Raw genomic sequence first — 15,396 nt, 5'->3', positions numbered from 1 at the left:
CTTTTATTTTTTCTTTAATAGTGTGTATGGATAATATAGGGCATTTTCATTTTGTTTCTTTTTTCTATTTTTTATTGTGTATAAGGCAATTGCTGTACTTGCGATTACAATAATGGCTTTCTTCATATTCATATACCCCTTTTTATTGTTGGTTTAATTCTTGGCTAACTGCTTTCGCATCAACTAAAGCATGTAAGATCATTTTTACCATGTTCATCATAGTTCTTTCCTCCCTTTTATAGTTCGTTTAGTTCTTTTACAACTGCTTGTCCGTTCACTAATACCTCAAAGATTGCTTTTACGATTTCTTTCATCATGATTGTTTCCTCCTTGTTTTTGTCTCTCTTGTTTACATCTTTATTGTATAGGGAGGTGTCTTTTCGTACTATCGCTTTCCATTACGTGAACATAACAGTTTTGTAAGATTTGATGTCACTTATTGAAATGTTTAGTCTATCTTTATTATTTTCAGAAAAATGACTATTCAAACATAAATCGGGGAAGTATAATAAAGAAGTAAGTATTAAATTCCGTACGAAAGGAGTGAATGAGATGAAATGTTCTTTAGCTACGCGCGCAAAATTTTTAGATTATATCTATATTTGTCGTGCGATTTTTCATGATGTAGTTGTTAACGGGATACGTATGCCCTTTTTTAACAATTGCATAGTAGCTATTGAACGATAGAAGTCTCTTCACCCATTTTTGATAAACGTGTGAAAAGGGAGCTATTTGGCTTCCTTTTTCTATGACAAAAACCATGGGGAATGTTTCTTTCCCATGGTTTTTTATATTGAAAGGAGTACGGAAAATGACAATTTGTAGTGTAAATAATGTAAAGAAATCTTTTGGTGGAAACATCATATTTGAAAATATATCGCTTGAAATAAAGAATGGAGAACGTATTGGATTAGTTGGTCGTAACGGTAGTGGGAAGACAACTATCTTTCAGCTTTTAACAGGAATTGAGGGTTTGGATGCGGGAGCTATTCATGTGAAGAAAGGTACGCGCATTGGTCATGTAGCACAAATTCCAAAATTTAATAATGAAATGAATGTATATGATGTATTAAGCTCCGCTTTTAAAAAGGAAAAAGAGTTGGAGATAGAAATGCATGCTTTAGAAAAAAATATGGCGGAAGAACAGGAAGCATCTGCTTTACAAAAATTGATGGAGAGATACGGAGTAATTCAAGAAAGATACGCGTTTCTCGGTGGCTATGAAATAGAAGCGAATATTATGAAGGTAGCAAATGGTCTACAGGTGACGGAACTATTTCCCCGATCATTTATGGAGTTAAGTGGTGGAGAACAAACAAAAGTAAGTCTTGCGTATATGCTATTGCAGAAACCAGATCTACTTTTGTTAGATGAACCAACAAATCATTTGGACTTATTTGCAGTCGAGTGGTTAGAGCAATTTCTAAAAGAATATACAGGAACAGTTATGGTCATTTCGCATGATCGCTATTTCCTTGATGAAGTTGTAACGAAAATTTTTGATTTAGAAGATGGAGAAATTCACGTATATCATACGAACTATTCACAGTTTGTTGAGGAAAAGGAAGAAAGGCTGCTTCAAGAATTTCAAGCGTATCAAGAACAGCAAAAGAAAATAAAGAAAATGAAAGAAGCAATTAAGCGTCTACGTGAATGGGCAAATCAAGCGAATCCGCCGAATGAAGGATTGCATAAGAGAGCCAGAAATATGGAACGTGCATTAGAGCGCATAGAGAAACTAAAGAGACCCATTTTGGATAGAAAACAGATGGGACTTCAGTTTGAAGGGCAAGAGAGAAGCGGGAAAGATGTTGTTGTAATGAAAGAAGTGAGTAAAGGATTTGATGAACGATCTTTATTCGAGAAAGTAAATTTGCATATTCGTTTTCAGGAGCGCGCAGCTATAGTTGGACGTAATGGTACAGGAAAGACTACGTTATTAAAACTATTACTAAAAGAAATGCAGCAAGATGCTGGAGAAATTCGGATTGGTAGTAGTGTGAAAATCGGTTATTTATCGCAACATGCGTACGGGAATATGAAGAACAATGTATTGGAAGCTTTCAGAGATTGCGTGGCTGTAACAGAGGGAGAAGCAAGACATATATTAGCTCGTTTCTTATTTTATGGTCCAGCTGTTTTTAAGAAAGTAACACAACTTAGCGGTGGAGAAAAAATGAGGTTAAGGCTCGCGCAACTTATGTATCAAGATGTTAACTTTCTTATTTTAGATGAACCGACGAATCATCTTGATATTGAATCAAGGGAAGTTTTAGAGGAGGCCCTTGAACAATATAATGGGACGATTTTAGCTGTTTCACATGATCGTTATTTCTTAAATAAATTGTTTGAAAAGACATATTGGATTGATGAGCACAAATTATTTGAGTTTGCAGGGAACTATGCATGGGCTCGTCAAAAGTGGGAAGAAAAAATTGAGAAACAGGTAATAAAACAGAAGCAGCAACAGCAAGGGAATAAAGCGTTAGAAGTAATGCCTATAAAAAAGAAGAAGTCTAGGGATTTAGAGGCAGTTGAAAATGAGTTAATGCATATAGAAGAAGATATATATGCACTCGAATGTAAAATGGAAAATGTAGTTGATGTTGAAATGCTTGAACAATTATATGAAGAAAAAACGAAAAAAGAGTTTTTACGAGCGGAGTTATATAATGAGTTAGAGAATATTGTGGAGTAAAGAAAATAGAATGAAAAAGAGCAAGTTGTTTCCTCATATTTTTGGGGAGGGCTTGCTCTTTTTAGTATAATGAAAGCGGAAAAATTGGTATAATTTTCTTGCTGCTGTGATAATAGAATGAACTTTAGGTCACTAAAACGTGGGGAGAATTTTATGTTAGGATATGCGCGGATTGCTACAATCGTCATGATTTGCTTAGTTTACGCAAATCATGTTTCACGTGAAACAGAAAATTTACAAATTTTTGTCGGTATTGCACTTTTTATTTATATTGTGAATCATATTTTGCTTGTAAAAGCAAAAGGGAGTAGGAAACTTGTTTTTTATACCTTGCTCACAAACGGTATTGTCACAGCGTTATTAGGTTTTTTATTTCCCGAGACATGTTTGTATTTAATTATATTTGGAATTGATGCGGTAGGATTATTTATTCATGATTGGCGTAAAAGGATGACTTATTTTTTTATCGCTTTTTTCTTTCTTTGTTGGTTTATAAATATACTACATACGTATCAACATACAGAGAGTCTGGAATTGGAGAGTAATGCAATTAACTTTATGTTTATCATTTTCAGTGCTTTAGCTGGAAACTTAATAAAGAAACTTACAGCTGCTCGGCAAATGGTAGATGAGCAATATGGGGAATTAGCATTATCTCATACAGCTTTAAAAGAAGCACATGAGCAATTACGTCTATATGCAAAAGAGGTAGAAGAATTGACAGCTGTTCGGGAGCGAAATGATATTGCCCGAGAAATTCATGATACTGTTGGTCATAATATGACGGCATTACTTGTTCAGTTACAACTGGCGGAGGTTTTATGGAAACAAAAATCGGACGCTACAGAAGAGGTTTTACATACATGCCATGGGTTAGCTAGAAAATCACTTCAAGAAGTGAGAGCTTCTGTGCATGCCTTAAAAGAGGTAAGTAAACTAGGGAACATAATAGAGAATATGCGTGAAATGTTACATGGATATTCTAAAGTGACGAAAGTACAAGTATCTTTTCAATTACAAGGAGATCCGGTTTTGATTCCGTTGTCACTACAGCCTACGTTGCTTCGTATTATGCAAGAGTCTTTAACGAATGCAAAACGTCACGGAAAAGCTAGTTTATGTGAAGTGAGTTTAGTTTGTTCAGTGGAACAAGTTAAGTTATGTATTTTGGATAATGGTATGGGAGTCAATGAAGTAAGCCCTGGATTTGGCTTACTTAATATGAAAGAACGTGTAGAGGAGCATGGTGGAATCATTCAATTTGAGAGTGAAATAGAAAAAGGTTTTCGCCTAAAAATCGAATTTCCACTCCGAGAAAAAACATGGGTAATAGGGGGAGCGTTATGATTCGAATTATGATTGTTGATGATCAATCACTGATTCGTGATGGATTGGCAATGATATTAAATTTACGTCCGGAACTGGAAGTGGTAGGGACGGCTAGTGATGGGGATGAAGTCGTACAAAAGGTGAAACAATTACAGCCTGAAATTATTTTGATGGATATTCGGATGCCTCGTATGAATGGTGTTGAAGGAACTCGTTTAGTTAGAGAAAAGTTTCCTTATATAAAGGTTCTTATGTTAACAACTTTTAGTGATAGTGAGCTTATTTTTGAGGCATTAGAGCAAGGAGCGAGTGGTTATTTATTGAAGGATATGGAGACAGATGCAATCGCGCAAGCAATTTTAACGGTGCATAGTGGCGGGGTTGTGCTTCCTCAGGATATAACAGCGCAAATTATAGAGGAATTAAAAAAGACGAAAGTGGCAGTAGAGTGTAACCCACCAGAACAACTAAAACAATTAACTGAGCGAGAAGTAGATGTTTTAAGAGCAATTGGACTGGGGTTAAATAATAAAGAGATTGCCGAAAAGCTATTTATTACAGAGGGAACTGTTAAGAATCATGTTTCTAATTTGATTAGTAAGCTAGAACTGAGAGATCGAACACAAGCAGCAATATACGCAGTAAGGTATGGCGTCACGATGTACACATGACTTTTGGCATATATAAGTGTGAAAAAGCAGCAGAATTTGCTGCTTTTTTATTTTGTATTTCTATCTTAAGGGTGATGGAGAGAAGAAGAAATTTTTCTACAATGAAAGTGTAGATGAATACAAAGGGGCTGAATCAATATGTTAGTCATAGATCATATTACGAAATCATTTGGCAAGAAGGAAATCGTAAAGAATGTTTCTTTTGAAGTGAAAAAAGGTGAAACATTTGGATTGCTTGGACCAAACGGAGCGGGGAAATCAACGACGATATCAATGATTTGCGGGTTAATTCCATACGATAGTGGTGATATAAAAGTTGGTGGGAAATCTGTAAAAGAGTATCCATCAGAAGCGAAAAAGAAAATCGGTATTGTCCCGCAAGACATTGCGCTGTATCCGACACTTTCAGCAAAGGAAAATTTAATCTTCTGGGGAAAGATGTACGGTTTAAATGGAAAAGTTGCAAAAGAGCGGGCAGAGGAAGTGTTAGCTTACGTCGGTTTACAGGATCGGGGAAAAGATAAAATTGAAACATTTTCAGGTGGAATGAAAAGGCGTATTAATATTGGTGCAGCACTTATGCACGAACCAGAGTTATTAATTATGGATGAACCGACGGTCGGGATTGATCCGCAGTCGAGAAATCATATTTTAGAGACTGTTAAAAAGTTAAATGAAAAAGGTATGACGGTCATTTATACGAGTCATTACATGGAAGAAGTTGAGTATTTATGTGAGCGAATTGCCATCGTTGATCATGGAAAGGTAATTGCACTAGGAACGAAAAGAGAGCTATGTAATCGTCTAACAGATGGGTTTATGGTGAAATTGCAATTAAATCGCTACAGTACGGAACTGCTACAAAAGTTGAAGGCACTACCTGTTGTTGAGCGGATTATTTTTGACGAAGATAGTAGCACGATTGATATTGGACTAAATGGTGGCGAGGCAATTGGCATAGTTGTTTCAGAAGTTGTTGAAAACAAAGCTCAAATTTTAAAACTGGAAGTAAAAGAACCGAATTTAGAGGCACTTTTTTTACAATTAACAGGACGTTCACTTCGTGATTAAGGGGGTTAGTACGAGATGAGAAGTTTCATTATTGCATGGAAAGATTTAAAAATCCGTTTAATTGATCGGCGCGGATTTATGATGATGTTAATTATGCCACTTGTATTAACGGCCATTTTAGGTTCAGCATTAAGTAATGTATTTGAGAGTGGTGGACTACCGAAAACAGTAATTGGCTATTATCAAGAGGGAACGGATGAGTTTGCAGATGTCTTTCAAAAAGATGTATTGCAATCTAAAGAAATAAAAGATGATGTGAAAGTAAAGGTAGTTAACTCTCGGGAAGAGCTTGAAGATATGTTAAAGGAAAAGAAAATAGATGTAGGAATTGCCATCCCAAATAAATGGAGCGAACAAGTACAAGATGGAAAATTAAAAGAACCAAAGGTGCTTATAGACCCATCAAAAGATATACAAGCAAAAATTGCTGAGTCAATGATCCGCTCTTTTTCAGAACGTGTTCAAACAGTCGCAGTATCTACTAAAAGTGTTGTAACAGAATTAGCAAAATCTCAGCAGAGTGATGTAGCAAAAGTTGCAAAAGAGGTAAGTGGAAGTCTACAGACGATAGCAACTGCAAGTGTGGGTAACATCCAAAAAGGAACGGTAGGCAAAAAAACAGTTGCAGCGATGCAATATTATGCAGCAGCAATGTTAGTCATGTTTTTACTATATAACATAACAGTAGGTGCAAAGTCAGTTGTAACAGAGCAACGAACTGAAACGTTGGCGCGTTTGTTCAGTACACCGACGAGCTCATTTTCAATTTTATTCGGGAAGTTTTTAGGTACATTACTATTTGCCTGTATACAATTTGGAATATTTATAGTTGCTACACACTTTATGTTTCATGTGGAATGGGGCGCAGATGTGTCTCAAATAGTAGTGTTGGGAATTTCTTATGCAATTTGTGTTTCTGGTTTATCTATGTTAATCGCCGCTTTTATTCGTGAGGAAAAAACGGCAGACTTAATGGGGGGAATCGGTATTCAAATACTAGCTATATTAGGAGGGTCAATGTTACCGATTTACGTATTTCCCGATACACTTCAAACAGTTGCAAATATTGCTCCGAATAAATGGGCACTTACGAGCTTTTTAAATATTATGTCGGGAACATCTTGGGATGTGCTATTCCCTGTCATTTTAAGTTTATGTAGTGCAGGAATTATCTCCGTTATGATTGGAACGTTACGTTTACGTACGAGATAGGAGGGGAAATGATGAAGAAAGTTTGGGCGCTTTGTTGGCTAGAATTAAAACAAATTTTAATTAAGCCACAAAGTTATATACTCATGTTTGGAATGCCTATTATTTTTACACTCATTTTCGGTGGACTTTTAGGCGGAAGTGGGAATGAGGAAGTAAATATTAGTTTAGTAGATAAAGATGGTTCTGTACTATCTGGCAAGTATTATGAGGAAATAAAGAAAAGTGATTTAATTTCTATAGAAAAGGTAACGTATAGGGAAGGGACACAGAGGATCGAAGATAAGAAAGCATCTGGTATAATCATCATTCCGAAAGATTTTCAAAAGGGTATGCTAGATGGAAAAGTAGAAAATATCCAATTTCAAGCCAGTGCTGATTTTACGGGTGGAACTTCTGTAGAGCAAGTATTAGCAAGTGCATTAAAAAAGATGGAGATAGAAGTTAGTGCAGCAAGAGATTTTGAGAAGAAAAGTAACACTTCGTGGGAAACGATGTATGAAACAATTTATACAAAAATAGATCCTGTTTCGATTCAAAAAGAATTGATTTTACACGATGATCAAAAGCTAAATAACGTTACAGGGCGAGCGGCAGGTTTTTCAATTCTATTCGTCATGATTGTCATGTTAAGTGCGACGGGAACTATTTTGAAAGCTAGACAACTTGGTGTTTGGTCTCGTTTATTAGGGGCACCAGTTTCAAAAGTTCAAATACTAGCAGGATATATCCTTTCCTTCTTTTTAATAGGGTGGATTCAATTTGGTGTTTTAATGATATTAACGCATTCATTATTTGATGTGCAGTGGGGAAATTTATTAGGGGTTATTACACTCGTTTCAGTATTGCTATTAGCGGTTATTGGTCTAGCTTTATTATTGGCAAGTATCGTGAAAACAACAGAACAGCAGTCCGCACTAGGGAATATCGTTGTAATTTCAACGTGTATGATTGGTGGTCTTTATTGGCCAATTGAAATTGAGCCTTCATGGATGCAAGCGGCGGCAAATTTTGTTCCGCAAACGTGGGCGATGCGTGGCTTTACTGAGTTAATTGTAAGGGGAGGTACATTAGCAGATATAGGAGGATATATTGGTATACTCATTTTATTTGCAGGAGTATTTTTCGTAATTGGTTTAACAAGAATACGTTATGACTGAAAAAAGAAAGCAGAGTTACAGCTTTACGCGCTGAACTCTGCTTTCTTTTTGTGTGGTATCTTCCCTTGTTGAAATTATAATAGCGATCCCGAGCATAATAAAAAAAGCTAAAAAGAGGACGAACTTTGGGAAGAAAGGGAATAGTAATAACGCCCCGACTATCATGATTGTTAATAATACATAGTGCAGGACATATTGGAATAGGTTGTCCATATTTTCGCCCCCTTCTTGGTAGTTAATTGTTATTATTCTATGCTGGGCTAATAGATAATAGAATGAATTTTTTACTAAGTTTGCCTAAATTAAAGATTGATAAATAATTTTGAAAAAACTCTCAAAATATTTATATAGAAATAATTGACAAAATATACTGAAAGATATAAGCTAATAACCATAAAGTCTACCGGAAAGGTCGGAATAAGATTGTTACCCCTCAAAAACAACTATTTTTTTATAACCAAAACCGACTTTTCCGATTGGCTATAAAATGTTGCTGTGGGAGGCATACATTAGGCAAGCAGTTCATAAGGTGTAATTATTAAAAAAAGTTAGGGTGGGGACAATGAAGAAAAAGACAAAAAAATGGGCTGGTGTATTTTCGGTATTACTGAGTAGTTCGCTTGTGTTATCTGCTTGTGGGGGACAGGAGGATACGGCTTCTACAGAACCAGTAAAACAGCAAGATTTAAAAAATATAAAAGTTGAAAATATTGCTGCGACAGATAAGACGAAAGTACCAGATAAAGCGAAGAATAGAAAAGATACGTTAGTAGTTGGTATTAGTAAACCAGGCGGCGTATTTTTACCATATTTCCAACAAAATGGTTGGGATGGAAACGTCACTTCAGTTATTTTCGCATCTCTTGTATCTACAGATAAACAGGGAAAACCAACTCCAGAATTAGCTGAGAAGTGGGATATTTCCTCTGATCAGTTAACATATACATTCCATTTACGTAAAGATTTGAAATTTAGCGATGGTTCACCATTAACAGCAGATGATGTAGCGTTCACATTGACGCTTTTACACGATAAGGCATATGAGGGTGACAAAGACATTTCTCAATATGCTGTTAAAGGTGGTAAAGAATATAAAGAAGGAAAAGCAACTTCTATTGAAGGAATTCAAGTTGTTGATCCACAGACAATTAAAATTACAACTGAAAAAGTTAATTCACAGGCACTAACAGCCTTAGGTGGAGAGGTATTATCAAAAGCTTATTATGGAAAAGATTACAAACAAAATACAAGCTTAGATTACTTAAAAGCGTTATATGAAAAACCGATAGCTGCGGGTCCATATAAATTTGAAAAGTATATCCCAGGGCAAGAAGTGCGATTTGTAGCAAATGAAAATTATTATGCGGGTAAACCAAAAATTCCAAACTTCATTTATAAAATTACTTCTGGTGATACGAAGCTTCAATTATTCCAAACAGGTGAGGTTGACTACACTGGCCTAGGTACTGGTGACGAAGTTCTTGAACAGGCTAAGGCTTTAGAATTTGCAAATATCCAAATCGAAACAGCAGCGTCATTTAGCTATATTTATATGAATAATAATAAGCCGTACTTAAAGGATAAAAAGGTTCGTCAAGCACTTATTTACGGATTAGATCGTAAAAAATATGTTGATACAGCATTGAAAGGATACGGTACGGTAGCTAATGTACCAATTCATCCAACTTCTTGGGCTTATACGGAAGAAGGAGTTAATAAATATGAATACGACAAAGAAAAAGCGAAAAAATTATTAGATGAAGCAGGATGGAAAGTTGGTTCGGATGGAATTCGTGAAAAAGATGGTCAAAAATTAAAGCTTTCTTATTTCGGCCCAAGTTCGGCTAAAGATAGCGATTTATTAATTCCGATTGCAAAAGAGAATTATAAAGAAATAGGTGTAGAATTTAACCCTGAATTTATGGACTTTAATACTATGCTTTCGAAGGTAAACAAAGGTGATTATGATTTAGCTTCTGTTTCGACACCAATTACAAGTGATCCGAGTGAAACAGCTGGTGAATATTTGTCGGGTGTCAATGAGAAGAGTCTTGGTTATAAAAATGCAAAAGTAGATGAGTTAATTCAAAAGGGTATTGAAACGGTAGATATTGAAAAACGTAAACCAATCTATAAAGAACTGTATAAAGAATTAAGTGATGATCCACCAGTAATTCTATTAAACTATCGTAGAACAATTACTGGTTATAACGGGAATATAAAAGGAATTGACCCTGAAAAATACAATAGTATTAGTGCAAACTTACCAGCTCTATCTATCGAAAAATAACGAGAAGAATGTATAAGTAGAAGACATTTTTTCATTCGGCAAGTAGTGTGCCGCTTTGAAAAAATGTTCTTCTATTTTAAGCATAAGATTGGAGAGAAAAAGGGTGAAAACATATATCATTCGTAGGCTGTTACAAATGATTCCTACACTGTTGGGGACATCGATTATTATCTTCTTCCTGTTCGCACTTCTTCCAGGAGATTATATTGATTCAAACCCGAAGATTACACCGGAAAGAGCAGCTGAACTTAGGGAATTGTATGGATTGAATAAACCAATTGTTGAGCGATATTTTCACTGGCTAGGTAATGCATTGCAGGGGGACTTTGGTTTTTCTCTTCAATATCAAGAATCTGTAACGTCATTATTAAATAAATTTATATGGAATTCGTTTATTGTTGCGATTATTGCATTGTTCTTTATTTGGCTAATTGCACTTATTATCGGTGTATTTTCAGCGACAAAGCAACATTCTTTATTCGATAAGCTTGTAACAATTGGTGTATTTGCAGCGATGTCATTTCCTTCATTCTTTATCGGTTTGTTTTTAATTAAAGTGTTTGCGGTTGACTTTAAGCTGTTACCGATAGGCGGGATGATTGATGTTGGGAGTAATTCAACTGGGCTTGCTTACGGAATAGAAGTTGCAAAGCATATGGTTTTACCCGTATTTATTTTAACTCTTCTTGGAGTTGGCTCATTAACTCGTTATTTTAGAACGAGTATGTTAGAGGTTGTACGGCAAGATTACATTCGAACGGCTAGAGCAAAAGGTTTAAAGGAGAAGACCGTTATTTATAAACATGCATTAAAAAATGCAATTTTGCCGGCTATTACATTGCTTGCATTTGAATTACCAGGGTTGTTTTCAGGGGCAATTATTATAGAACAAATTTTCAACTGGCCAGGTATCGGTAATATTCAATTAGAAGCATTAAATTTTCGTGATTATACGGTATTAATGGCATTTACGATGTTTCTTTCGTGTTTGACAATTGTTTCAAACTTTTTAGCGGATATTGTATATGCAGTTGTTGATCCACGTATTCGGTTGAAGTAAGGGGGGGAAAGAGATGGAAACTGTTACAGCAACTACGGAAAAAAAAGAAAAAAAGAAAAGAAGGAATGAATCATCGCCGTGGAGGCAAGCTTTTAAAAGGATAAAGAAAAATAAAATGGCACTTATAGGATTTTACGCATTAGTTTTTATGTTTTTATTTTGTTTTATTGGTCCATTCTTTTCACCGTATGCATCAGGAAAAATACAAGTTACGCTAATTAACAAACCACCTAGTTTTTCTCATTGGCTTGGCACAGATCAATTAGGAAGAGACATTTTAACGAGGCTTATGCAAGCAGGACGGATTTCATTAACAATTGGCTTAGCCTCAATGGTGTTATCCGTTATACTAGGTGCTTTATTAGGAGCGATTGCAGGTTTCTACCGTGGTATCGTCGATAATATTATAATGCGTCTTGCGGATATTTTAATGTCGATGCCAGGATTACCGTTACTTATTATAATGGGAGCTATTTTATCAGAATGGAAAGTACCATCTGATTATCGTCTTTATGTCATTATGATCATTTTAAGTTTAGTAGGTTGGCCAGGACTTGCACGCCTCGTACGAGGTCAAATTTTATCGTTGCGAGAACAATCGTTTATGCAAGCTGCTGATGTACTCGGGATAAACGATTACCGGAAAATTGTATATCATTTAATCCCAAATGTTCTGCCGATATTAATTGTTGTATCCACATTAGGTGTTGCAGGTTCTATTTTAGGAGAGTCTGCACTAAGTTACCTAGGACTTGGCGTTGTCCCGCCTACACCATCGTGGGGAAATATGATTAGTGCAGCAAACTCATTAATCGATTTCCAAAAGCGTCCGTGGTTATGGATCCCGCCTGGTTTTGCAATCTTTATAACAGTTGTATCAATTAATATACTTGGCGATGCACTTCGTGATGCATTAGATCCAAAGATGAAGCGGTAGGTGAGAAAGCATGAGTAGAGCGGTAGTAGAGCTAAAGGATTTACAAACACACTTTCAGACGGAAGAAGGTACAGTAAAGGCTGTCAATCATGTTAGCTTTTCAGTTCGAGAAGGTGAAACAGTTTGTGTAGTAGGCGAATCAGGTTGCGGGAAAAGTGTAACGGCTTTATCTATTATGGGACTTATTGCTGAATCTGGCGGCATCGTTGGTGGTGATATTCTTTATGAAGGAAAAAGTCTTTTAGGAATGAAAGAGAAAGAACTTCGTAGTTTAAGAGGAAATGATATCGCCATGATTTTCCAGGAACCGATGACATCGCTTAATCCGGTCTTTACTGTTGGAGAGCAAATTGTTGAGACGTTAAGAGAGCATGAACTACTTAGCAAAAACGAAGCATACAAAAAAGCAATTGAATTAATTCGTAAAGTTGGTATTGCTCGTGCTGATGAAATTGTCCATTCTTATCCGCACGAATTAAGCGGTGGCATGTTACAACGTATTATGATTGCTATTGCACTTAGTTGTAATCCAAAGTTATTAATTGCAGATGAACCGACAACAGCTCTGGACGTTACGATTCAAGCGCAAATATTAGATTTACTAAGGCAAGTAAAAGAGGAATTTAAAACATCGATTTTATTAATTACACATGATCTAGGTGTTGTAGCAGAAATGGCCGATTATGTTGTCGTTATGTATGGTGGAAAAGTTATTGAAGAGGCACCGGTACTAGAGATATTTCAAAATCCGAAACATCCATATACGCAAGGGCTGCTAAAATCAAAACCAGTAATGGGGAAACGAACAGATAAACTTTATTCTATTCCAGGGCAAGTTCCAAATTTAGTTGGCTTAGATGAGTTTTGCTACTTTAGTGGTCGCTGTGAACATTGCATGGAAATATGCAAAAATGAAGCGCCAAATCTTAATGTGCATGACGAGGATCATAAAGTAGCTTGTTGGTTATATGAGGAGCGTGCTGGGCAATGAGTGAACCATTATTAGAAGTGAAGAACTTAAAAACGTATTTTCCGATTAAGGGCGGCGTATTTAGTAGAACGATTGGACATGTGAAAGCGGTAGATGGGGTAAGCTTTACAATTGATAAAGGAGAAGTGTTTGGCCTTGTAGGAGAGTCTGGAAGTGGGAAAACGACGATAGGAAAAACAATTCTCCGTCTCGTTCAAAAAACAGAAGGCGAAGTGAAATTTAAAGGTCAAGATGTTCATGCTTTATCAAAAGAAGAGCTGAGAAAGCATCGTCCTAATATGCAGCTCGTCTTTCAAGATCCATTTAGCTCATTAAATCCAAGAATGAGAATTGGAGAAGCGCTTGGTGAGCCAATGTTGGCTCACGGACTAGCGACGAAAGAAAATGTCCGTGCAAAGGTGATAGAAGTATTGGAGTTATGTGGTTTAGCGCCGTATCATATTGACCGGTACCCTCATGAGTTTTCCGGTGGGCAACGTCAACGTATCGTTATTGCAAGGGCGATGGTATTAGATCCAGAATTTATTGTAGCTGATGAGCCTGTTGCGGCATTAGATGTATCTATTCAAGCGCAAATCATTAATTTGTTTAGTGAATTACAGGAGAAAAAGGGATTATCCTATTTATTTATTTCACATGATTTAAGTGTTGTGGAGCACTTATGTACGAAAATTGGAATTATGTATTTAGGAACTATTGTGGAAACAGCATCACGTGATGAGTTATTTGCGAATCCGCTTCATCCATATACAAAAGCATTGTTATCAGCAGTGCCAATACCGGATCCAACGGTTAAGCGAGAACGGATTATTCTAGAAGGGGATATTCCAAGTCCTGCAAATCCACCATCAGGTTGCCGTTTTCATACACGTTGCCCCGTTGCTACAGATATTTGTAAAACGAATGTACCAGAATTCCGTAATGTGGGTGAAAATCATTTTGTTGCTTGTCATCATGTGTAAAAGAAAAGGACTCTTTCAAAATGTGAAAGAGTCCTTTTTTTACCCCGCATTAACTGCCCGTAAAAGCCCGATTGGTTCAACTAATAATCAGAGGAACCCCACCTCTGATTAAAGTTGAACTTTATTTACTAGATGAAGTTTGTTTTAATACAAATTGCTCAATTGCATGAGCAACACCGTTTTCATTATTTGTTAATGTAACAACGTCACATAATTTTTTTACGTCTTCTTCAGCATTTCCCATTGCAACTGATAAGCCGGCTACTTGTAGCATTGGCACATCATTAAAGTTGTCACCGATTGCAACAGTATCTTCAATTGGTATATTGAAATAAGCTGCCATTTCTTGCAAACCATTGCCTTTATGGCCATGCTTATCCATAATTTCTACATTAGTAGGAGCTGATGCGGTAACTGAAATATCCGTATCTTCTTGTAAAGTTTGCAATAGCTGCGAACGATGAGCAGCATTAAATGTCAAAATAAAGAATTTAGATATTTCTAATTCTGGATTATTTACGACATCTTCGATTTTTTGGAAATCAGTAATTAAGTTTGATTTCTTTTGTTTTTCTGTAATTCTTTCAAGTTCCTCAAGTGTAACATCTAGTGTATGCTTGTTTTCTTCGAATGCCTGCATAACTTGATCTTGCCATGTATAAGGAGAGTAAACCCCTTTATTTGTGTACAACTTATATGGAAAACCTTCAGATTCTAGTAATTTTGCAAGCTTGTATACTTTATCATTTTGTAAACAACGCGAGTTAATTACTTTTCCGTCCACATAAACAATTGCCCCATTGCTTGCTCCAACTGGAAGAGATAGTTTATATTCTTCCAATAATTTCAAAGCATCCTCTTTCGCGCGGCCAGAACAAATCATTACAATATGACCAGCCTCTTTTGCGGTTTGGATAGCTTGTAAGTTCTCTTTGGAGATTTCAAGATTAGATGATAGTAGTGTACCATCCATATCTAGTGCGATTAATTTCAAAATGACCACCTCTTTGTTTCCATT

General features: G+C 36.1%; 15 protein-coding genes. 12 read left to right on the top strand and 3 right to left on the bottom strand.

Annotation, left to right across the window (positions count from 1 at the left end; all coding sequences use genetic code 11):
- Nucleotides 1–3 precede the first annotated feature (3 nt).
- Nucleotides 4–132 (bottom strand): hypothetical protein, encoded by a 129-nt coding sequence (locus AC1DS7_RS23460; RefSeq protein ID WP_002029408.1) that lies wholly within the window; start codon nt 130–132, stop codon nt 4–6.
- Between the two features lie 420 nt (nt 133–552).
- Between AC1DS7_RS23460 and AC1DS7_RS23455 the strand changes: the two genes are divergently transcribed.
- The 7 genes from AC1DS7_RS23455 to AC1DS7_RS23425 all read left to right on the top strand — a co-directional run bounded on the left by AC1DS7_RS23455 (nt 553) and on the right by AC1DS7_RS23425 (nt 8,138).
- Nucleotides 553–687: an RAxF-45 family protein gene (locus tag AC1DS7_RS23455; protein WP_002139888.1), complete on the top strand. Its 135-nt coding sequence runs from the start codon at nt 553–555 to the stop codon at nt 685–687.
- Nucleotides 688–811: 124 nt separating this feature from the next.
- Nucleotides 812–2,698: a ribosomal protection-like ABC-F family protein gene (gene abc-f, locus AC1DS7_RS23450; RefSeq protein WP_016103283.1), complete on the top strand. Its 1,887-nt coding sequence runs from the start codon at nt 812–814 to the stop codon at nt 2,696–2,698.
- Nucleotides 2,699–2,851: 153 nt separating this feature from the next.
- A complete protein-coding gene (locus tag AC1DS7_RS23445) occupies nt 2,852–4,045 on the top strand; it encodes a sensor histidine kinase (RefSeq protein ID WP_016103284.1) in 1,194 nt (397 codons plus the stop codon).
- Entirely contained in the window at nt 4,042–4,698 is a 657-nt protein-coding gene (locus AC1DS7_RS23440) for a response regulator (protein WP_000619338.1), read from the top strand. Before AC1DS7_RS23445 ends, AC1DS7_RS23440 begins: the two co-directional genes overlap by 4 nt.
- A 138-nt stretch (nt 4,699–4,836) precedes the next feature.
- On the top strand, nt 4,837–5,769 hold the full coding sequence (locus tag AC1DS7_RS23435; protein ID WP_215588672.1) for an ABC transporter ATP-binding protein: 933 nt from the start codon (nt 4,837–4,839) through the stop codon (nt 5,767–5,769).
- A gap of 15 nt (nt 5,770–5,784) precedes the next feature.
- Entirely contained in the window at nt 5,785–6,981 is a 1,197-nt protein-coding gene (locus AC1DS7_RS23430) for an ABC transporter permease (RefSeq protein WP_215588673.1), read from the top strand.
- A gap of 11 nt (nt 6,982–6,992) precedes the next feature.
- Nucleotides 6,993–8,138, top strand: coding sequence for an ABC transporter permease (locus AC1DS7_RS23425; protein WP_215588674.1), 1,146 nt, complete (start codon nt 6,993–6,995; stop codon nt 8,136–8,138).
- A gap of 15 nt (nt 8,139–8,153) precedes the next feature.
- On the opposite strand, the gene AC1DS7_RS23420 is transcribed toward AC1DS7_RS23425, so the two are convergent.
- Nucleotides 8,154–8,351 carry a hypothetical protein gene (locus AC1DS7_RS23420; protein WP_000369259.1) on the bottom strand — a complete coding sequence of 66 codons (198 nt, stop codon included), beginning with the start codon at nt 8,349–8,351 and terminating at the stop codon, nt 8,154–8,156.
- Between the two features lie 349 nt (nt 8,352–8,700).
- Here AC1DS7_RS23420 and AC1DS7_RS23415 point away from each other — a divergent pair, with 349 nt between their 5' ends.
- The 5 genes from AC1DS7_RS23415 (at nt 8,701) to AC1DS7_RS23395 (ending at nt 14,378) form a co-directional block, all read left to right on the top strand.
- Entirely contained in the window at nt 8,701–10,428 is a 1,728-nt protein-coding gene (locus AC1DS7_RS23415; RefSeq protein ID WP_000730686.1) for an ABC transporter substrate-binding protein, read from the top strand.
- A 103-nt stretch (nt 10,429–10,531) separates the two neighbouring features.
- Nucleotides 10,532–11,488, top strand: a complete 957-nt coding sequence (locus tag AC1DS7_RS23410; protein WP_002091399.1) for an ABC transporter permease — start codon at nt 10,532–10,534, stop codon at nt 11,486–11,488.
- Nucleotides 11,489–11,501: 13 nt separating this feature from the next.
- A complete protein-coding gene (gene opp4C / locus AC1DS7_RS23405; protein WP_000451066.1) occupies nt 11,502–12,425 on the top strand; it encodes an oligopeptide ABC transporter permease in 924 nt (307 codons plus the stop codon).
- Between the two features lie 10 nt (nt 12,426–12,435).
- Nucleotides 12,436–13,416: an ABC transporter ATP-binding protein gene (locus AC1DS7_RS23400; protein ID WP_002091396.1), complete on the top strand. Its 981-nt coding sequence runs from the start codon at nt 12,436–12,438 to the stop codon at nt 13,414–13,416.
- Nucleotides 13,413–14,378 carry an ABC transporter ATP-binding protein gene (locus AC1DS7_RS23395; protein WP_002140155.1) on the top strand — a complete coding sequence of 322 codons (966 nt, stop codon included), beginning with the start codon at nt 13,413–13,415 and terminating at the stop codon, nt 14,376–14,378. Before AC1DS7_RS23400 ends, AC1DS7_RS23395 begins: the two co-directional genes overlap by 4 nt.
- A 121-nt stretch (nt 14,379–14,499) precedes the next feature.
- Here the strand turns inward: AC1DS7_RS23395 and AC1DS7_RS23390 are convergent, their stop codons facing one another.
- Complete coding sequence (locus AC1DS7_RS23390) at nt 14,500–15,372, bottom strand: Cof-type HAD-IIB family hydrolase (RefSeq protein ID WP_002091393.1); 873 nt, start codon at nt 15,370–15,372, stop codon at nt 14,500–14,502.
- Nucleotides 15,373–15,396: the final 24 nt, after the last annotated feature.

The sequence above is a fragment of the Bacillus sp. P4_E1 genome (assembly GCF_056401715.1).
Note: the sequence above shows the minus strand (reverse complement) of the source record. Positions and strands in the feature narration are given on the sequence as shown.